Origin of the sequence: Micromonospora sp. NPDC093277, from assembly GCF_044765245.1 — a bacterium.
GTDB lineage: Bacteria > Actinomycetota > Actinomycetes > Mycobacteriales > Micromonosporaceae > Micromonospora.
On the sequence record NZ_JBIWJO010000005.1, the window covers coordinates 205258 to 225173 of the forward strand.

Consider the following 19916-nt stretch of genomic DNA (forward strand, 5'->3'; position numbering starts at 1 on the left):
GGTACAGCTAGCTGTAGTGATGAGGGCGGCGACCATCGGGCAGACTCGACACCGTGTCGGAAACGCGAGCTTCCCCGGGAGGCGCGGAGAGAGGACAGCCCGTGACGCCGAGGCAACGGTGGGCACAAGCGCGGCGGGGCGGCGTCTACCTGCTGGGCTCACTGCTCTCCGGGGTCGCGACGGTGCTCGCGCTGCCGCTGCTGTGCGTCCCGCGGCTCGCCCGGCTGTCCGCGAACTGGCACCGTGACCGGGCCGGCCGGCTGCTCGGTGCGCCGTCGGCATCGCGGCCTGCCAAGCCCGCGACGAAACGCCGAGCATGGGCCGATCGGGCCACGGTCCGCACGTCCCGCGCCCTGCTCTGGCTGCCCGTGAACGCCATCAGCGGGATGGCGCTCGGCCTGCCCGCACTGCTGTGCGTGGGCAACATCGTAGTCGCCATGATCGCCACATCTCTGTGGTGGGCGTTCAGGCTGGAGGATCGGCCACGGCTGTTCATCGACGTCCCGGTGATCGACTGGACGACAGCCCTCACCCTCGGTCCACTTCAGATCCTCCTGCTCGCCGTGCTGGCGTATCTGGGCTTCCCACCGATCGCTCGCGCGCACGCCCGGATTTGCCTGGTGGTGCTGTCGCACTCGACCAACGAACAACTCGCCGAACGGGTCGCCGTGTTGACCCGCACCCGCGCGGACGTGCTCGACGCACACGGCGCGGAGCTGCGCCGGATCGAACGCGATCTACACGACGGCACCCAGGCCCGGCTGGTGGCCATCGCGATGCGGCTGGCCGTGGCCCGGCAGGCGTTCACCGAAAATCCGCGCGACGAGCAGTTCGTGGAAGGACTTCTTCGGGACGCGCACGAAGGAACCGAGGAGGCGATGACCGAACTGCGCGAGGTGATCCGAACCGTCTATCCGCCGATCCTCGCCGACCGGGGCCTCCACGGTGCCCTGACCGCCGTGACCACCCGCTGCGGCGTGCCGACCCAACTGGACATCAGCGACCTCGAACGGGTCCCCGCGGCCGTGGAGGCCGTCGTCTACTTCGCCGTCGCCGAGGCACTCACCAACGTCACCAAACACAGCCAGGCGACCGCGGCCGGCGTACAGGTCAGCCGTACGGCCGACCGATTGTCGGTGGTAGTCACTGACAACGGCACCGGCGGCGCCGACGATCGGCGGGGCACCGGCATTGCCGGGATCCGTCGCCGGGTGCTCGCACTCGACGGCATCGTCGATATCGACAGCCCGGCTGGCGGGCCGACGGCCATCACCGTGGAGCTGCCATGCGGGTGGTGATCGCCGAAGACAACGTGCTTCTGTCCACCGGGCTGGAACTGCTGCTGGGCCGCGTGGGCTTCCAGATCGCGGCCATCGCCGACAATGCGGCGGGTTTCCTCACCGCCGTGCGGGAGCACCGTCCCGACGTCACGATCGTCGATGTCCGGCTACCGCCGTCGTTTCGCGACGAAGGAATCCGAGCGGCGCTGCAGGCCCGCCGGGAGCACCCCGGCCTGCCGGTCCTGGTGCTGTCGCAATACGTCGAGCAGCAGTACGCCGCCGAACTGCTCTCCACCACCGGCGGCGGCATCGGTTATCTCCTCAAGGACCGGGTCAGCCGGGTGGACGGGTTCGTCGACGCGCTGCGCCGCGTCGCCGCCGGTGGTACCGCAATGGACCCGGAGGTCATCGCGCAGCTCGTCCAACGCGCCGGCAACCCGATCGCCGCCCTTACCCCCCGCGAACGCGAGGTGCTCGCACTGATGGCACAGGGGCACGACAACCGCGCCATCGCTGAACTGCTTGTCATCACCGACAACGCCGTCCATAAGCACATCGGCAACATCTTCGCCAAGCTCGGCCTCGCTGTGACCGACAGCGGCCACCGCCGCGTCCTCGCCGTCCTCACCTATCTGAACGCCGCAGGCCAGATGAGCGGTGGCTGAACTGGCCCCGTCTCGGTCGTCCGTCACTCGCGAACGCCGATCGCGTCGACCGGCTGCGGCCGCATGGCTTACGGGAGACTGAGGGGCGCGGCCACCATGGCGACGGCCAAGGCGACCCCACGTCCGGCATCAGTTCGTAGGCTCGGCATCGCGTGTGGGCGCGTGGATGCCCGTCAGGCGGCACAGGGCGGCAAACCCGTCGTCGGTGCCGGGCCAGTGCTGACGGACCGCGTCGATGCCGGCCCGGCGGACCACCGAGCGCAACACGGCGGCCACGATGATCGCGTCGTCGGCGTAGCCCAGCACGGGAATGAAGTCGGGGATCAGGTCGATGGGCATCGCCAGGTAGGTCATCAGCAGACCGAGCCGGACTCGCACTCCTCGGCCGAGGCTGCGGTCACCGGCAAGACGGCGCAGCAACCGCAACAGGTCCGGCAGGATCCGGATCGCCTCGGTGAGCAGCGGACCTTTCGGCCGCACGATCACCAACCCGGCCAACAGTGTCAACCAGGAGGCGACGATCGCGACGCTGAGGCCGATCAAGACGTCCCACGCCATCAGACAGCAGCCTCCCGCGAGCAGCACACGTCACCGCGGTCGGGTCCGCAGCCGCATTCGTTGCGGCCGGCGTCAGGCAGGGCGCAGTCGTCGCACTGCTCACCGCGCCACGCCTCGACGCCTTCCTTGACCGCCACCCCCGCGATCACCAGCGCGGCCACCGAGTCTGCCCAGGTCCAGCCGAGCCAGGCGTTCAACCCGAGACCGGCCAGCAGCACCGCCGATAGGTATGTGCACAACAATGTCTGGGTGGAGTCGGCGACCACGGTGGCGGAGTTCAACTCCCGGCCGGTGCGGCGTTTGGCCCACACCAGCAGCGGCATCACCGCCAGCGACGCCGCCGCCAAGCCGATGCCCACGGGGGACGGCTGTGCCTCGTCCCAACCCAGCAGCGCCCGGACGGCCGAGAATCCTACCCATGCGGCCAACCCGAAGAACGACACCGCGATCAGCTTGAGCGCCAACTTTTCCCGCGCTTCGGGCACGCGGGACCGGAACTGCCAGATCACGACCAGGGCGCTGGACACCTCCACGAACGAGTCCAGCCCGAACCCGAACAGCGCAGCCGAGGACGCCGTCGCGCCGGCCGACAGGGCGACGAGCCCTTCCAGGAGGTTGTATCCGGCGGTCGCGTACGCCAGCAGCAGACTGCGCTGGTTGAGCAGCGCGCGCCGTTGGGCAGTCAGCGCGGTGCTCACCGGGCTGCCTCAACTTCTGCGGCCTGGCCGTATGTCGGGCACAATGCAACCGCTTCTCCGGTCGCCGTGAGGACCGCTTCGGCCGCTGTGAGCAGGTCGACCAGCTCCGGACGCGTCAACGCATAGAACGACTGCCGTCCCACCGCTCGGAAGTCCACCAGGCCACAGTCACGGAGGCAGGCCAGATGCTTGGACACCGTCGACTGGGCCAGTCCCAGCTCGCCGGTCAGATCCACCACCCGCGCCTCGCCGCCGACCAAGCGGCGCACGATAGCCAGCCGGGTCCGGTCCGCCAACGAGTGGAACAACGCCACCGCCGGACCGAGCTCTCCACTCATCGCCATGAGGCGATTATATGACCTGACGACGATGCCGGAAGAGCGGGTCGAGGAGCCCGGATGTCGTGACGGCCGTGATCCGGTGCCGCAGTCCCACGACGGCGAGGTCAACGAAGAGGCACATGGTCATCCCCGCGACCCAGCACGCGAAGGCTGCCGGTCCCCCGCCCGCCAGGCGGCGAAAGTCGCGTGATCACCTGTCTGGTCTGGCTTCGACGGAAGCGCCGCAGCTTGTGCACGTTTGTCGCGCTCGTCGAGCGGTCGTTGCCCACTGTTGGCCGTCGGGTCAAACCCGATCGATAGACGTAGTGGTGAGTTGCTGCTGTTCGCGCGGGCGACCTGTCCCCCATGGCTGTCTGCCCCGCTCGCGCCGCCATGCGTCCGGAAGGAAAACTCATGCGAATCGTTCACCTACTCGCCGCGTCGTTCGCCGCCGCAACCGTGGTCTCCGGCTTGGCCCTGCCGGCCCACGCACAGGCTGCGCCGGGCACCACCACCGGGGTTACGCACGCCACCGTCCGCCGCGACCATCCGGACGTGCGGGTTCCCGTGGTGGTGCGGACCGCCGGCGAGGCGGTCGTCGACCTCGACGTGACCGCCCCGGGCACGGATTGGTCCACCGCGGGTGCCGAGTCCGCGGTCGTGTCCATCTCGGTTGATGGTCGATACGTCACCGATCTCGTCGTGTCCGGCGACCAGCCGCTGCACCAGCAGCTCGCGCTGGGGCACCTGGATGCCAGACCGCACCAGCTGCGCCTGCGTTTCGCGGCGGAGCGCTCGGCGGCCGCGAGCACCTCAGTCCTGGTACGCGGCCTGCACGTGTCGACGTACGCGCCCGGCACCTCGGAATACGCTGTGCTCCGGTACGCGCCGGTGGTCTATGGGCGCAACCTCGCGGCTCTGGGCAGCCCCTACCAGAACGCGACGACCGACACGCCACTCATCGCCTGGCACGAGATCACGCCGGCCGCCGTCGCCGGCCACCAGCAGATCACGTACTCGGTGGTGTGGAGTAACGAGGACGGCGGGACGAACTCGCCCGCGTTGATGGCCCGCTGGGGCCGTACGACCGACATCGAGTGGGTCTACTCGGTGGAGATCGACGAGCATGGCAACCGGGTCGCCGGCAGCGATGTCTACCAGGCTCCGGAGCACCAGATTCTGCACTTCGCAGGCAGATACGAGGACGACCACGCCCTGCTGCAGACGTGCACCTCGAACAACAACATGTGCGATGTCGTGGACGACCCTATGCGGTTCTTCCTGTCGACGCTTCCGACGCTGCCCGCAGGCAAGGCCCGCGAGTACCTCATGGACACGAACCCCTGGACATACCAGATCATGGCCGAGGAGATGCTTCGCGAGGGCAAAATCGAGCCGGCCTCGCCGGCGGCGGTATTCACGCCGGAGGTGAGCGACCAGCGCAACTACCTGTATGCCGTGGTCGAGAAAGTCACCCGGCCGGCCGACTCCGGGTCGAACTGGGTCGGGGTTTCCCTCGGTGTACGCCTCGTCAACGGCCAGACCATCTACCTGTCGCACCATGTCGACGCGACCTGGTCGATCCAGCGTGACGTACCGGCGGCCACCACCGTTGAACTGCCTGCCGGAACCACCGCCGACGACATCGTGGAGGTGAGCGTCCACCGCGTCGTTGTCGGTGCCGACAACGGTGCCGTCGTACACGTGACCGGAATCCAGCGTGGCTTCTTCCTGGACCAGGACTACCTGCCCCAGGCGTCCTTTCTGACGTGGAACGGCGACGTCGTCCTCGACCCGACCACCACCTCGCAGGTGATCTGGCGGCGTTGAGCCGAGTGTGCACGGGGCGTCGGCGGCAGCCGGCGTCCCGTCACTGCGGTCGACAAGGATCGAACGGCCCCGGGCCTGGAGATCTCGACCCGGACGTCCTTCCGCCGGGGCCAGCCTGCCGTCGCGGTGACGGAACACGCTGTGGGTGCGCTCCGCCGACCGGCGCGACTTTTCGCTGCGGGTTCGCGGTCGTCCGATATGGACTGCGATGGCGTGCCCTGGGGATCTGATCCCGTGACAAACTGGTTGTCGGGCCCTCCTTAATGGGAGCGTGATGTGACAGCAGCCGTGATCACAGCCAGCGCGAGCATCGTGGTCGCGGTGCTGGTCTTCGTGCTCAACCAGCGTGCCCAGATGCGAGCCGAGCGTCGGCGTGCCCGTTTGGACCGGGTCGCCAGCCAGTTGCGCAGCCTTCACGGTCCGCTGCATGCCCTTGTCGATGTCAACGAACGCCTCTGGCGAGCCCTCCGGGACGTCGACCTCCCTGAAATGGAGCGGCGCAGATCCGACGGTGTCCTGGCGGTCGAGCAGCAAGAACAGTGGATGGATTGGCTCCGTCACGCGCTCATGCCGGCGAACATCAAGATGCGCGATCTCATCGTCGGCCACGCCGACCTGGTGATCGAGGACGGCATGCCGGAACCGCTGCGAGCGTTCTGTGCGCATGTCGCCGCGTACGAGGTGATGTTGTCCAGTCGAGAGTCGGGTGTCGGTGAGCGGCGGCAGGCCCTGATCGGGCACCCCGGTGCCCCGTACGTCGACTACGTTCGACGGTCGTTCGAGGCGTTGAAGCGCGAGCACCATCAGCTGATGGCGACGCACCGAGCCCGCCGGGGTTCTACTGCCGGCTGATTGCGGCACCATAGGTGACCGATAAGGACAACAAAAGTTCGATAGATCAGCTGTGTCTGTTCATTCAGGGAATGAATCAGAACTCGGTCAAGCACCAGCCTCCGGAACGACGAATCCGCCGGTCACCGGTCTGCCCCGCAGCCTCGCACCCGGCGTGGAGGAACCCGGGCCGCGTTCCGGTGATCCACAACCTGGGAATGGATCTGCTGCTCAGCAGCAACGAAGGTCATGGCGCTGCCACCCGGTACAGGTCTCGCGTGTCTCTCCGGTCTGCTGGTGTACCTGCCTCGATAGGCGATACGCTGAGTTCCTCAGGAATCAGCCCCATCGCAATCGACGGGGGAGCCTCAGCCGAGGCGGTGTGTGCTGGTGTGCCCACCGACGCCGCTTCCAGGAGGTTCAAGGGAGGGCACAGGGTGTCACAGGAGCGGCCGACTGAGTGGGACGTCCCACTGGACGACCGAAGCCTCGCCGTCGAGACATCGGGGAAAGCGGACGGTTTTCCGGTCTTCCTGATGCATGGGATGCCGGGCAGCCGCAGTGGCCCGAAGCCCCGGAGCATGATCCTGCATCTGCTCGGCATCCGGCTGATCTGCTACGACCGGCCCGGCTACGGCAGATCGACCCGCCATCCCGGCCGTCGCGTCGTCGATGCCGCCCTGGACGTGCAGGCGATCGCCGATCACCTTGAGCTGGACAAGTTCGCCGTCGTGGGCCGCTCCGGCGGTGGGCCGCACGCCCTCGCCTGCGCCGCCAGTGGCCTGTTCACCGACCGGCTGACCCGGGTCGCGGTCCTGGTCTCCCCGGCTCCCACCGACGCACACGGCCTGGACTGGTACGCCGGCATGGCCCCCTCCAACATCCAGGCGTATCGGGAGGCATTGTCCGACCGGCGCAGGCTGATCGAGTCGCTGACCATCCGGGCCGACCGCACGCGGCGGGACCCGGCGAGCGTGGTCAGCTTCATCGACGGCGAGTTGAGCGCCGCCGACCGGAACGTGGTCGAGGACGTCGCGCTGCGCCGTCAACTGACCGAGAGTTACGCCGAGGCGGTGCGGTGCGGCGCCGACGGGTGGATCGACGACGCGCTGGCGCTCAGCGAAGACTGGGGCTTCGACCCGTCGTCGATCAAGGTGCCGGTCCGGCTCTGGCACGGTGCCGAGGACGCCTTCTCGCCGGTTGCCCACACCCGCTGGCTCAAGTCGCAGATCCCGCACGCTGAATTTGAGGAGCAGCCTGGGGTGGGTCACTTCGCCGCCATGCTGATCCTGCCGGACATTCTCGCCTGGCTCGCCACCGCCCAGCCGGAACTGGTCGACGCCCGCCCGGGGCGCCGGGTCTGACCCGACCACCCGGGCGGTGCGACGTACCGCCCGGGCCGCGAACGATGGATCAGAACGGGTGCGGGTCCAGCACCCGGTCGAGCAGCTTCCGATGGCCCAGCGCACGCACGTCCGGATGGCCGCCGCCGAGTCGCTCGACCAGACCCGCCACCGCCGTCTCCAGTTCCTCGGGCCCGGAGTCCGGCTCGCGCAGGTCCCGGATCAACGCCAGGTTGGCCGCGGCACGCAGGGTGTCCGGGTGCCGGGGGCCGAGGACGGTGCGCATCACCTTGCGCAGGTTGTCCAGCAGGTCGAAGGCCCCAGCGAGATCGCCGGTTTCCGCCTTGCAGACCGCCAGGTTCATCTGGGCAGCGAGCACGAACGGATGCTCCGGGTGCAGCATCTCGCTCAGTCCGCTGACGGCCACCTGGGCCGATATGCGGGCGGCCTCCCGGTTGCCCTGCGCCCGAGCCGCCGCCGACAGGTTGTTCTCGCAGATCAGCGTGTGCGGGTGGCGGGGACCGAGCAGCGCCCGGTAGAGCGCCTGCACCGCCCGTAACTCCTCCTCGGCCCCGGCGGCGTCGTCGAGCGCCAGCCGATTGGTCGCCCGGCTCAGCCGGGCCGCCAGCGTGTCCGGGCTGTCCTCGCCGAACGTCATCCGTAACGTGTCGTACGTGGCGTCGAGCAACCGAGCCGCCTCGACCGGCCGGCCGACGGTTCGCAGCGCCACCCCGAGGTTTGTCTGTGCGCTCAGCGTGGCCAGCGCGTTCGGCCCGGACAGGCTCTGATAGTCGGTCAGGGCCTCCTGCGACTGCACCAGCGAACGCTCGTACTCACCGGACTCTCGCAGGTCTCGTGCCAGGTTCACGGCCGATGAGAGGGTCCAGTGGTTGTTGCGGCCGAGCACCACCCGGCGCCGCTCGTACACCTGCTCGTCGAGGCGCTGCGCCTCCGTCACGTTGCCGGCCAGCCGCATCGAGGCGGCCAGGTTGTTCAGTGCCGTGAGGGTACGCGGGAAGTCCTCACCGAAGTCCCGTGACCACATCCGGTAGGTCTGCCGGTCCCGGGTCAGGGCCGCGCTGTACCGGCCCAAGCCGCGCATGTCGCCGGCCAGGCCACCGGCGGTCATCAGCGCGTCGGCGTGCGTCTCGCCGAGCAGTTCCTGCTGCTGGACGAGAGTCTCCTCGTCGTACGTGTAGGCCTGCTGGAAGTGGCCCTGGGAGCGCAGGATGTTGCCGAAGTTGAAGCGCAGCCGCAGCAGCGGTGGACGCAGCATCTCGCGCTCGTCGGGGTCGGTGCTCGACCCGAGCCGGTCGGTCCACGCCGTCAGGATCCGCTCGGCCAGGTCGCGGGCCTGGCTGAGCACGCCCCGCAGCCAGATGTAGCGGACCCGCTCGACCAGCAGCTCCAGCACGGCCGGGTCGTCGGAGTCGAGCGCCGCCTGCATGGCCACCTCGGACTCCTCCAGGTGGGGCCAGAGCATCCGGAACCGCTCCCAGTTGTCCGCCACGTCCACGTCGCCGTCTGGCCGGGCCGCGGCCAGGGCGCTGATCACCTGCCGGCGGATGGTCTGCTGCTCGTCCTCGGCCATCCGCCGCTGCACGGCGTCGCGCAGCAGCCGGTGGATCTCGATCTGCTGCGCGCGGGTGTCGAGTCGGAGCAGTGCCAGCCGATTGATGCGCTGGATCAGCCGCGCGGCGCCCGACCGGGTCGACACCGACGGGTCGGCCTGCCGTAGCAGCTCTCCGATGCCCTTGCTGTTCAGCAGTTCGATGGAGACCTTCACCGACAGCACCGAGCAGATCTCCAGCAGTCGGTAGGCGCCCGGCGAGTCCTGCTTGAGTCGGTCCAGCGATGGCCCCCAGGTGTCCAGGGAGGCACCGTGCTCGGCCAGCTGGGCCAGGTAGTCGTCCACCGCGATGCCGCTGTCGGCCATCAGGGCGCCACCGAGGGCGAGTGCGATCGGTAGGTCACCGAGCGCCTCGGCGACTCGCTCGGCGTCCCGGCGGGGGAGGCCGGGCACCTGCCGCTGGAGGTGCTCGATGCTCTCGTCCCGGCTGAACGGGCTGATCTCGATCGTCTCCGCGCTCTCCTCCCAGGTCTTCTCCCGAGCGGTGATGATGATGTGGCCCCGACCGCCTTGGGGCAGGAAGCCCTCGATCTCCCGGTAATCGGCGACGTTGTCGAAGACCAGCAGCCATCGCGGGTAGCGGTCGCCGCGGACCAGGGTGTCGTGCACCTGGCGGATCGCGGTCGGGATGTTCGCCGGCTCGGGCAGGCCCATCCGCTCGCCGAGATCGACCAGCGTCGAGTCGATGAAGATCTGCGGATCGGCCTCGATCCAGAACACCAGGTCGTACGCCGTCCGGAACCGGTGGACGTACTCCAGGGCGATCTGGGTCTTGCCCACGCCGCCCATGCCGCGCAGCGCGACCAGTGAGTATCCGCGGCTGGCGCCGGACTGGAGCCGGCGCCGCAGCCTGCGTAGGTCCTCGTCGCGCCCGGTGAACTGGACGTTGGCCACCGGTGTCTTCTGCAACTCCGGACCGATTCCCGGATAGCGGGCGCCGGTCGCCGCGGTCACGTCGTCGTTGGACAACTCGACCCGGCCGACCAGCCGCAACAGGCTCGCCGCCGCGTCGCTCGCCCTCGTCAGCCCGTTGAGAAAGACCGACGTCTCCTGCAGGAACTCGGGCAGCGGCTTGACGTCGTCGACGTACACCGCGAGCGGAGTGCCCGAACCTGGACTCTCTGCCGGCGGCAGCGCGCCCGGCGTGGTCTCCGCGTAGGCCGTCGAGACGACGGTCAGCGTCCGGGTCGGGATCACGTCCCGGCCCATCCCCGCCGACCCCGCGTCGATGACCTGGATACCGACCAGGCCGACGATCCGCTCGATCCACTCCGCCCAGGCCTGGTCCTTCGGGGCGTACCGCAGCAGGATCTCCCCCTGCGGCAGGAACCTCTTGCGCTCGAACTGGGACCGCAGCTGGTTCCGCACGGCGTCGTCCAGCCGCGGCAGCGACCGGACCTCACCCTCCGTGATGGCCGAGGTCAGTCGTTCGTAAGCCGAGAGCATCGCCCGATCGGTGCCGAACGTCGCCAGCGTCTCCTCGTACGCGTAGTAGGCCACGTACGGCACCTCGACCTCGGCCCAGTAATCGCGCCGGTCCCCCTCGCTCAGCCCGGCGGGCAGGCCGGCGAAGCGGTGCATGGCGAGCGCTCGTCCGGCATTGGCCTTGTCCTGTTCGGCCGGGTCGACCCGCATCGGGGCCGGCAGCACCCGGATCCGCCGGTTGGTGTACCGGTTTGTCACCTCGCGGGCCACCCGCGCCGCACCTTCGATTCCCTGGTCGCTGAAGGTGAAGCAGTCGACCAGCACGTCCGGCAGGTGGATGGTGCAGATGCTGGCCACGTCGCTCAAGCCGGTCCGGCTGTCGATCAGCGTGTAGTCGTAGTTGCGCTGCATGTCCGCGCGCAACGCGTCGATGAACGCCGCCCCGCCCAGCCCGTCGTAGAAGACGTCCCAGTCCAGCCCGCTGATCCCGGCGGCGTAGTCCTGGTTCTGCCGGCCGGCGGAGAGGAAGTCGAGGCTGCCCCCGCCGGGAAAGGTGTGGTTCAGCGAGAACGCGAAATGCCGCACCCGCGCGAACTCCGCCTCCCAGCCGTCGGGCAGGGAGCGACTCTTCGGCAGCCCCTCGGCGTCCTTCGCCGAGGCCTGGTTCTCGAAACCGCGGATCATGTCGATGACGCCGCCGGTGCCGGGCAGGACACTCAGGTCGATGAACGGGTGATAGAACCGGTGCAGACCGGGCGATTCCAGATCCCAGTCGGCGACCAGCACCTTCTTGCCGTTCGCCGCCAGGATCCAGGCCACGTTGGCCAGTGCCATGGTCCGGCCGGTGCCGCCCTTGAACGAGTAGAACGTGACCACCTGGCCGTTGCGTTCGTCAGTCATCGTTCGCCTTCCGTGCCTGGAAAAGTGCTGCCCGACGGTTCGGGCCGGCCGAGCTGCGGACGCCGGACCCGGGGCCGGTCCGACGGAACGACGGGTGCGTTCTTGAGGTACTGACGGCGTGCCTCGGTTACCAGCTCCGGCATGATCTGGACGAACTCCGGCAGTTGGGTGACCCGCTTTGCCTGCGGCCGATTCGCCCGCTGGAGCATCAGCGCGACCCGGTCGGCGAACCGGTTGCCTTCGGCCACGGTCAGCGGATCGCCCTCGTTCAGCACTATCAGCGGGATCACCCACCGGGGCAGGCGCTTCAACACGAGCGCCAGATCGTGCTCGCCGGCGCTGTCACTGACGATCCACGGATCGATGAGCAGCACCGAGGGACAGCGGGCCATCACGTCACCGGCATCGGCGAAGCTGGTGATGTGGGTGGCCAGACCCAGCCGCTCGGCCGTACTGGCCACGTACTTGGCCGCGGGCAGCGCCTGGTCCTGCCCGAACGGGCGCCACTGCTCGCTGCGCTCGGCATAGACCCCGGGCGCACGGTCCGCCGGCACCTCGGCCCGCGTCGGCGCGGCGACGACGACCACGAACTGGGCGTCCGCCCGCGAGGTGTGACGCGCCTCGGCCACCTTCGGCACCACGGAGGGTGGCAACGGATACCGCTGGGCGATCTGCGTGACCTCGGTCGCGATCCGGCCCAGGATCTCCTCGTACGCCGGGCGGTAGCTGGCGAGCATGCAGAGCGCCCGCAGCCCGTTCTCGGCGTACCCGGCGACGTCCCCGGCGAGTTCGAGCGCCTCGCGGGTCTCGGCCGTCTGGTCCCATGACGGCAGCGGGATCCACAGCACCGGGACGATGTGCCGGTACTTCTCGACGATCGTGGACGCCTTCAACCGGCGGCGGAACGCCTCCAGCTCACCGAGCGGCCAGGAGTTTCTGAGATAGGCGGGCGAGTAGAGCGGCACGAAGACCTGGGTGTTGCCGAGTGCCGTGGTCAGCGTCTCCTCCCAGTCGGCGCCGAAGCTCAACTGCGCGTCGAAGAACCCGACCTGCCGGTCGTCCGGAGCGGAGACCTGACCACGGATCGCCGCCGACAGGTCGTCGAAGAAGACCTTGACCCACTTGTCGGGATCCAGGCGGGGATCCTCCAGCATCGGCGCGGAGTGGGCGTAGCTGAGGAAGAAGTAGGTGCCGTGGTCGATCGCCACCGGTGCCGCAGCTGCCCCGATCCCGGTCATGTACCCCTCCTGGAGAACTTCCTGGCGAGCCCGTTGGGTGCGGTCAGGACCCGCGGCTCGACCCAGTGCGATCGGGACAGCTCGACGATGCGCTGGGCGAGTTTCCAGATCACGACATCGCTGGCGTCGTCCTTCATGGAGAGAAGCCCGTACAGGCCCTCCTGGTGGTAGTTCGGGACCACGTCCTCGTCGGGAGTACCGTCGGGGGAAAACCATTGGAGGCGGTTGGGCGGCTCGCAGGAATCCGCAGGTGCCCAACTCACCGGCAGGATGCAGGTCTCGTGGGTGGGCCGGCCGTCGCGACGCACGATCGTACGGCTGGCAAAGAGGTCCCACTCCATCGCGCACCACTCACTGTCCAAATAGGCCGGAGACAGCAGGGCGACGAAGACCTGACAGGTGCCGACGGCCTCCAACAGCTCCGGGGTCCACCTCTCGCCACCACGCATGTTCCGATTGATGAAGCCCGGGTCCGCGCCGGCCGATCGGCTCACCAGGGCATTCACGTGGATCGACAGCTCCGTGAACAGTCGCAGGGCGTTCGAGTTGGCCTCCCGCCGGCCACCCGCCGCCCGCCTCGGCGGCTTGATCACGGCATAGCTGACAAAGAACAGTGGGGCGAGGGGATCGTCCACCACCCTGCCGTCGTCCAACTGCCGTTCTCCCACCATCGACCGCAGGTCTTGCTCGCTCCTGTCGCCCAAGGTAAGCACACCGACTCCGGCGGGTCTATACCGCTTTACGGTCGGCGATGCCCGGCCATCCAGGTTGTCGCGAAATCGACCGCAGCGCGAAGATCAAGAAGCGTCGACTGCGCCGCACCCACGAGGCCGTGGCCGACCGGCAGATGGGCCTCGATCGCCGCGCCGATCTCGGGAAAGTCGCTCACGTCGAGCATCGGCGCGCGGAAATCCCGCCGCTCCCGCCGGCCGCCCACCAGCAGGTAACAGCGATACGCCCGCTCCGGAGGCGGGCCCGCCGGCCGACGCGCGCCGGGCCGGTACTCGGCCAGGTGCAGCGCGGTGCACTTGTCGTAGCCCACGCCGAGCAGCAGGACCGCGGCGCCCGCGGTGTACAGGCGGCCAAGTGGGGAGCGTTCCCCGAGGTGGCAGTCGAGGTCGTGGACCTCGGTGAACTCGACCGCGCGCCGTCCGACGGCCGCGAAGGACGTGATCGGGTGGCCGCTGCGGGCCGCACCGGGCTGCTGCCGGACGTATTCGGCGAGGATCCCCATCCCCTCGGACGGCGTGATCGCCGGATCGAAACCGGTTAGCCGGGCCTCGTACGCGGCTCGGCCCGCCGCGTCCAGGCCGTCGGTGGCAGCGCGGAATGCCGGACCCGTGGTCGAATTGCCGACCGTCTGCGCCGGCACGACAACCGTCGCGTCCGGGCCAGCCACCTGGCGCAGCGCCGCCAGCAGCGTCGCCGGGCCCCCCGCCACCGGCCCGATCCGCCGCATCGAGCAGTGCACCAACAGGTCCTGACCAGCCCGTACGCCGACGGCGGCCAAATCGGCGGCGAGCCGGTCGACGTCCCGGGGATCGGCATGACCAACACGGGTCGGCGGGTCAGCGCGGGTCATCGGACCACGAGTCCACGGTGTCGCGCATTCGCCGGACGAACCGTTCCCCGTGCTCGGTGAGCGCCCCGGTGGCGGCCAGCTCATCGATCGTACGCACTGTCCACCCGCGATACCGGCGGTACTGCTGCCCGGCTTGGGCACCGGGCCGGGCCCGCCAGATGTCGGCGAGGGCCAGATGCGCGTACGTGCCCTGGAGCGCTCCTTCCAGCGGTCGCGGCTCGTCCCGCCACGGCACGGTGAGCCGCCGCTGGTACGCCGGGTCGTACAGGACGCTGACATCCAGTACGGCGCCGAGCTTCATGTGCTGGAACTCGTGTACCAGCAGCTCCGCGAGCGGATCGGGGTCGGTCGGCACGGTACCGACCGCCCCGAAGGCGTCCCGGGACGCGGCACTTCGCAGCCGGCCGGTGGGATCGACCCGCAGCGGTGTGACGGCCCGCAGCCCCACCCGCATGCCCGGGGCCTGACCGGGCACGGAGCGCTGGATCCGGGTCCACGCCGCGGCCAGCGACCGGCGCCAGAACGCCAGCTGCGCCGGGCCGAGCCGGCCCGCCACCGGCCACTCGTAACAGTCCCGGTACGGGTCGAGGTCCTCGACGAGGACCCTCCAGCCGTCCAGCTCAGCCTGCCGTACCGGCAGCCAGGCCGCCGGTGGCGGCGCGGGCCCGGCCAGCGGCACGGCGACGGCCGAATGCCCGGCGCGGGCCGTGAAACCGCCGCCCGCGATCGACAGGCACGCCTCCCGCTCCCCCGGCTCGTCGAGCGCGAGCGCGCCAAGGCCGGGCAGGTGAACCAGACCGGACCGCACCGGCACCTCGAGGTCGACGCCGACGCCGGCGCGGATCGCCACGCCCGCGGCCAGCGCGCCCAGGAACGCCCAGTCGGGGGACTCGCCTGCGGGCGGGGCAAGGCAGTGCCGCGCCCACCGCCGCACGTAGGGGTGGGCGAACGCGGCCGACACCGCGTCGGCCGCCTCCTCGTCGAGCCGGACGATCAGGTCCCAGGCCGCGGCGATCGGCGTACCGGCGACCCGGTCGGCGATCTGGACCAGCAGTCCCCGGACATAGGCGAGCTGAGCGGTGGCGAGCCGCCGCAGGTTGGCCGCCGAGCCGTAGCCGGCGCCGAGATCGTCGAGCAGGTCGTCGGCCGGCAGGCCATCGAGCAGCAGGTCGCCGCGGGGCCCACCCGGGTCCGGCGCCGCGCCGGTACGCACCGCGCTCGTCGAGGATTCGTGGTTGATCGAAGTGATCAGCCCCTTCAGGTCGGCGCAGTAGACGGACGGGTTGTCGAATCCCCCGGCATCGGAGTAGCGGTGCGCCCGCAGCCCGCCACCGCACTGGCCGACGACGGGGCATTCCCGGCAGGTCTGGCAGAGCTGGCTCACGCCACGCTGGCTGCGGGCGAACTCCGGATGGGAGGCCACGGCGTCCGCCGGGTGGCGGAAGACATCCAACCCGGTCCCGGCCGCACCGTCGAACGCGGTCTTCATCGAGTCAGCCAGTTCCCAGGCACCGTCCGTCTCGATCACCGCGAGGCCCGCCGGATCGAGCCCGACGGACTCGGTGCCGCTCTGCCCGCCCGTCGCGGTTGCCAACAGCGAGTCGAACAGCCGGATGTCGACCGGCCAGCCGTCGCGGACCCACCGTCGGTAGATACGCAGCAGCCAGTCGGCGTACGGGGTGGCCGCGCCGTCGGGTCGCGGGGGCGGACTGTTCCAGGTGGCGTGCGGGAGCAGGAAGTCGATCCGGGACGGCGCCTCGGCCAGCAACGCCTCGTAGACCTGGATCGGGTCGTTGCGCACATCGACCGTGCAGAGAATGCCCGCGTAGTTGTCGCGATACTCCGGGCGGCGGAGCAGGGCCAGCGCCCGGCGTACCTGGGCGTGGCTGCTCGCCCCGCCGGCGAAGCGTCGGTGCCGGTCGTTGGCGACGGCGTCGCCGTCCAGTGAGATACCGACCTGTACGCCGTGCTCCACGAACAGGTCGCACAGCTGCGGGGTGAGCAGCACCCCGTTGGACTGCATCCGCAGGTCCAGTTGGGCGACCGGCTCGATGCCGCCGCGCAGTCGGGTCAGCACCATCGCCAGTCCGGCCGCCCCCAGCAGCAGTGGTTCACCGCCGTGCAGCACCAGGTGAATCCGGTGCAGCCCGTGGTCTCGGGCGTGCTCGGCGATCCGGGTGGCGGCGGCCGACACGGTCTCCGGGGCGATCTCCCGCGGCCGGCCGCGCCAGCTCTGGTCCGCGTGCTCGTAGACGTAGCAGTGGTCGCAGGCCAGATCACACCGGCTGTGCACCTTGAGGACGTACTGGTTCAGCGGGCGCGGCCCCACATCTGATGCGCCTGGCGTGGTGGACACCACGCATCAGATCGCCGAATTGAACGCCGCCACATCGACCGCCTCCGAGCGGTTGCGGTCCTCGACGATCCGTTGTACGAGGGGACGGACCTGGTCGGCGGTGAGCTGGCGCAGTGGAGTACGCAGAAGCACGGTGAGATCGGTAGACGTCTGCTGGGCCTCGACCGGTGCGGCATGAGCCACGACGATTCCCCCTCAATGCCGGTACATGCGGACGGATCGGTCGGCGACGGAGCGACGAACTTCACTCCACTTAGCAGCATAGAGACGACCTGCCATGATGTCATCCGGCGGTGAGGCGCCGATCCCCCGACACCATTGAGGTCCCCGCGAGCCCGAAAAGCCCCGGATGACTTCGACTGGGCAACCCCAGCCAAGCGCCCCGCTACCCTTCTTGACAGCACCCACCTAGTCAGGCTCTCGGACGAACAGGACGATAAAGATCGCGAAAACGCCCCAGCCAAGTACCCGGCGCCGGGTGTTGTCGTCCAGCCCTCGGCGTTTGGCGACCACCCATGCCAAGAGGTAGCCGAAGGGCCATCCCAGCAACACCGTCCAGATGGTACTCCCGTTGACGACAGCGAGGAACGGGAAGACCGCCGAGGACATCATGCCAACACAGGCGAGCAACCAGGTCATCGCGGAGTACAGGCCCGTGCGGCTTGTGTGCACCGGATCAACTGCCCCGATAATAGGTGTTGTCCTCAGCCAAGTCGATAATCTTGGTATAGCCTTCCTTCTTAAAAGACACAAGGACCCGCCCTTCTCGCATCTGGTCATGGGCGCCTTACGCGAACCCGGTAACTGTCCTGCCGGCCCCCGATCGCGGCCGAACTGCGGTGCTTTGGATGTCGTACGGGAGTGGGCGGCCCCTTCGTCCCGAAAGAATGATCAGCCGTCGATGAGCTGGGCGAGTAGCCGGGGTGAGTTGTCGGAAAAGCCCATCGTCGTCCGCGGGCGTCCGGCGCCGGCCGCCCGGGTCGTCACCCAATTGATCAACCTACACTGGTGCCATGCGGCGACGGGATGTGGTCTGGTGGGCCTTGGTCGGCGCAACCATGTCGGCCTGGCTCGTCATCGGCGTCTGGGTCCATCTCGGCGGGGAACCCTCTCACCTGTTCTTGGCGCTCATGCTCGCCTGGGGAGTCGCTCTGTCTGCGGCTCGCCACATCTTCCGCGTGCCGGCCATCTGGCCGAAGCGTTCACCGCACGATGTCAGACGTTGAAGCGGGACTTAGGGCGCACCTCATTTGGCGAGGCGGCGGTAGCAGATCATGGTGCTGGCGCGGCGAACGCCATCCCACTGGTGAACACCAGCCCGGCAAATCGCTGCCCTGAGCGACGGACAAGGGCTGGACCTGAAAAGGCCCAGCCCTTGATCAAATACAAACCACTGAGGTGACTATGGCGGCCGGCCGGCTCAGTCGAACGGGAGCCGGATGCGCAGGCCGTTGGTGATCGTCGCGTTCGAGGCGTGCAGCGAGGCGATCTCGGCGTCGGTCAGCGCGCGGTCGTAAAGCCGGATGTCGTCGAGTGCGCCACGAAGCCGCTGCTGTCCGTCCAGCCGCTGCCCGAGGTGGATCTGGAATGGGCGCTTCGGGCTGACCGAGCCGAGCCCGGGCGAGGCCGCGGAACCAGCCAGCCGACCGTCCACGTACACCGCAAGGGTGTCGCCGCTGCGGCGCAGCGCTACGTGGTGCCACGCCTGGTCGGCGTATGCGCCGGTGGTGGTGACGGTGACCGACTGCTCGCCGCTCTGCGCCCAGGTCCGCAGCCGGCCGCTGGCCGGCTCGCCCCGGAGCCAGAGCTGCGAGTAGACGTCCCCCTGGTTGTACGCCCAGATCAACGCCTGGGTGGACGTGCTGGCCCCGTACCGGAACCAGCCGGTCCAGGTGAAGTCGCCGCTGCTCACCGCAAGCTTCTCCGCGAACGGCAGCCGTACGTGGTCGTCGACGCCGTCCAGGTTGATGGCGCCGCCGAACCGACCGGCTACCCGGTTGGCTCCGCCGTGGAGGTAGCCGTGCAGGCCGCTACCGGAAACGTCGGGTGTCGTCGGCATCCCGATCGAGGCGGCGTCCGGATGCCCCAGGTCGGCCTCGGTGAATCGGGTGAACCAGATGTAGCCGTGCGACCAGGACTGGGCGCGCTCGTACGCGAGCCCGACCGTATTGTTGTTGATCAACGTCAGGTCGCTGTACGACGAGGCACCCGAGTAGACCACCGTGCCGCCGGCCGGGTCCGCCCACTCGGTCCCGCCCTTGTAGGTGGACCGGATGGTGGTGTTCGCCCGGTCCGTGACCTCCTCCCCGGAACTGGCCGGCCCGGACAGCAGTACCCGGTTGTACCGGTCACCCTTGTCTGTGGCGCGCAGTTCCAGGGTGGCCGTCTGCACCCGGGGCACCCGGAGTCCGGTCTCCGCGGCGCCGGCGTGGAACCGGGTGGAGAAGGTCAACCCGCCGTCGGTGGAGACCGCCGAGGCGACCGTCGCCAGGTTTGCCCCGCCCTCGTCCCGGGCCAGCGTGAAGATCGAGCCGTCCGGCCGTTCGAAGGCGGAGAGTTCCTGGACCCGCAGGTCCGGGTCGGCACTGTCGTCGTACGCACCGAGCTGCCAGTCCTGGCCGCCGTTGTCGCTGTAGATCAGGGCACCTCCCTTCCGGCTGCCGGTGGTGGTGTAGTGCGTTCCGGCCACGAGTCGACCGGCGTGGGCGCCCCGGGTCAGCTGGATCCCGTGCGCCGGGCCGGTGGCGTAGCTGCCCCAGGACGGCAGCTTCACCGCGTCGGTGATTTCCTGCGGCGCGGACCAGGTGGTGCCGTTGTCGGTGCTGTGCTGCTTCCATACCGTGCGGTAGGAGCGGGTGGTGAGCAGGGTTATCCGGCCCGTTTCGGCGTCGACCACCGGTACCGGGTTGTGTGTTGTGGCGTCGCCACCGCGATGCACGACCTGAAACGACGGCCAGGTCCGTCCGCCGTCGAACGAGCGGGCCAGCACCACGTCGTGGGTGCCGGAGTCACCGCAGGTCGGCTTCCGACCCTCAGCGAACAGCAGCAGTGTGCCGTCGACGGCGGTGACGAGCGCGGGGATGCGGTAGCAGATGTAGCCGTGTGTGTTGGGGGTGAGCACGATCGCGCCATCCGAGATGGCGGCGGCGGCCGGTGCGGCGGGTACCGCCAGCGCTGCGGTGATTCCCAGCGCCAGCAGGACCACCCGGGTGAGCCGCCGGTGAGCATGTGACCACATGCCCGCGATGGTACGAGCGCCG

At 69.3% G+C, this 19916-nt stretch carries 17 protein-coding genes; 6 read left to right on the forward strand and 11 right to left on the reverse strand.

Features of this window, described 5'->3' with window-relative positions; genetic code table 11:
- The first annotated feature begins 101 nt into the window (after positions 1-101).
- Both ACIRG9_RS13440 and ACIRG9_RS13445 read left to right on the forward strand, forming a co-directional pair.
- A complete protein-coding gene (locus tag ACIRG9_RS13440; protein WP_402854615.1) occupies positions 102-1298 on the forward strand; it encodes a histidine kinase in 1197 nt (398 codons plus the stop codon).
- On the forward strand, positions 1286-1945 hold the full coding sequence (locus tag ACIRG9_RS13445) for a response regulator (RefSeq protein ID WP_402854617.1): 660 nt from the start codon (positions 1286-1288) through the stop codon (positions 1943-1945). The genes ACIRG9_RS13440 and ACIRG9_RS13445 overlap by 13 nt, the downstream gene beginning before the upstream one ends.
- 129 nt (positions 1946-2074) lie before the next feature.
- Here the strand turns inward: ACIRG9_RS13445 and ACIRG9_RS13450 are convergent, their stop codons facing one another.
- The 3 genes from ACIRG9_RS13450 to ACIRG9_RS13460 are packed head-to-tail and all read right to left on the reverse strand — an operon-like array spanning position 2075 to position 3545.
- Complete coding sequence (locus ACIRG9_RS13450; RefSeq protein ID WP_402854619.1) at positions 2075-2503, reverse strand: YkvA family protein; 429 nt, start codon at positions 2501-2503, stop codon at positions 2075-2077.
- On the reverse strand, positions 2503-3201 hold the full coding sequence (locus ACIRG9_RS13455; RefSeq protein WP_402854621.1) for a cation diffusion facilitator family transporter: 699 nt from the start codon (positions 3199-3201) through the stop codon (positions 2503-2505). Before ACIRG9_RS13455 ends, ACIRG9_RS13450 begins: the two co-directional genes overlap by 1 nt.
- Positions 3198-3545: an ArsR/SmtB family transcription factor gene (locus tag ACIRG9_RS13460; RefSeq protein WP_402854623.1), complete on the reverse strand. Its 348-nt coding sequence runs from the start codon at positions 3543-3545 to the stop codon at positions 3198-3200. The genes ACIRG9_RS13455 and ACIRG9_RS13460 overlap by 4 nt, the downstream gene beginning before the upstream one ends.
- A gap of 390 nt (positions 3546-3935) precedes the next feature.
- Here ACIRG9_RS13460 and ACIRG9_RS13465 point away from each other — a divergent pair, with 390 nt between their 5' ends.
- The 3 genes from ACIRG9_RS13465 (at position 3936) to ACIRG9_RS13475 (ending at position 7546) form a co-directional block, all read left to right on the forward strand.
- A complete protein-coding gene (locus ACIRG9_RS13465; protein ID WP_402854625.1) occupies positions 3936-5351 on the forward strand; it encodes a hypothetical protein in 1416 nt (471 codons plus the stop codon).
- 321 nt (positions 5352-5672) lie between these two features.
- Positions 5673-6203, forward strand: coding sequence for a hypothetical protein (locus ACIRG9_RS13470; protein WP_402854627.1), 531 nt, complete (start codon positions 5673-5675; stop codon positions 6201-6203).
- 515 nt (positions 6204-6718) lie between these two features.
- Positions 6719-7546 carry an alpha/beta fold hydrolase gene (locus ACIRG9_RS13475; RefSeq protein ID WP_402854629.1) on the forward strand — a complete coding sequence of 276 codons (828 nt, stop codon included), beginning with the start codon at positions 6719-6721 and terminating at the stop codon, positions 7544-7546.
- A 49-nt stretch (positions 7547-7595) separates the two neighbouring features.
- On the opposite strand, the gene fxsT is transcribed toward ACIRG9_RS13475, so the two are convergent.
- The 7 genes from fxsT to ACIRG9_RS13510 form a co-directional block, all read right to left on the reverse strand.
- Positions 7596-11480, reverse strand: coding sequence for an FxSxx-COOH system tetratricopeptide repeat protein (gene fxsT, locus ACIRG9_RS13480; RefSeq protein ID WP_402854631.1), 3885 nt, complete (start codon positions 11478-11480; stop codon positions 7596-7598).
- The gene (locus ACIRG9_RS13485; protein ID WP_402854632.1) at positions 11477-12718 is read right to left on the reverse strand and encodes a TIR-like protein FxsC; all 1242 of its coding nucleotides are present in this window, start codon (positions 12716-12718) and stop codon (positions 11477-11479) included. The genes fxsT and ACIRG9_RS13485 overlap by 4 nt, the downstream gene beginning before the upstream one ends.
- On the reverse strand, positions 12715-13371 hold the full coding sequence (locus ACIRG9_RS13490) for a TIR-like protein FxsC (protein WP_402854634.1): 657 nt from the start codon (positions 13369-13371) through the stop codon (positions 12715-12717). The genes ACIRG9_RS13485 and ACIRG9_RS13490 overlap by 4 nt, the downstream gene beginning before the upstream one ends.
- Before the next feature lie 86 nt (positions 13372-13457).
- Positions 13458-14300: an aminoglycoside N(3)-acetyltransferase gene (locus ACIRG9_RS13495; protein WP_402854636.1), complete on the reverse strand. Its 843-nt coding sequence runs from the start codon at positions 14298-14300 to the stop codon at positions 13458-13460.
- Positions 14287-16629: an FxsB family cyclophane-forming radical SAM/SPASM peptide maturase gene (locus ACIRG9_RS13500; RefSeq protein WP_402854638.1), complete on the reverse strand. Its 2343-nt coding sequence runs from the start codon at positions 16627-16629 to the stop codon at positions 14287-14289. The genes ACIRG9_RS13495 and ACIRG9_RS13500 overlap by 14 nt, the downstream gene beginning before the upstream one ends.
- A gap of 33 nt (positions 16630-16662) precedes the next feature.
- Positions 16663-16839 (reverse strand): hypothetical protein, encoded by a 177-nt coding sequence (locus tag ACIRG9_RS13505; RefSeq protein WP_402854640.1) that lies wholly within the window; start codon positions 16837-16839, stop codon positions 16663-16665.
- A gap of 225 nt (positions 16840-17064) precedes the next feature.
- On the reverse strand, positions 17065-17295 hold the full coding sequence (locus ACIRG9_RS13510; protein WP_402854642.1) for a hypothetical protein: 231 nt from the start codon (positions 17293-17295) through the stop codon (positions 17065-17067).
- A gap of 374 nt (positions 17296-17669) precedes the next feature.
- On the opposite strand from ACIRG9_RS13510, the gene ACIRG9_RS13515 reads away from it, so the two are divergent.
- The gene (locus ACIRG9_RS13515) at positions 17670-17882 is read left to right on the forward strand and encodes a hypothetical protein (protein ID WP_402854643.1); all 213 of its coding nucleotides are present in this window, start codon (positions 17670-17672) and stop codon (positions 17880-17882) included.
- A 194-nt stretch (positions 17883-18076) separates the two neighbouring features.
- Here ACIRG9_RS13515 and ACIRG9_RS13520 read toward each other — a convergent pair whose 3' ends face one another.
- Positions 18077-19894, reverse strand: a complete 1818-nt coding sequence (locus ACIRG9_RS13520; RefSeq protein ID WP_402854645.1) for a LamG-like jellyroll fold domain-containing protein — start codon at positions 19892-19894, stop codon at positions 18077-18079.
- Positions 19895-19916 lie beyond the last annotated feature (22 nt).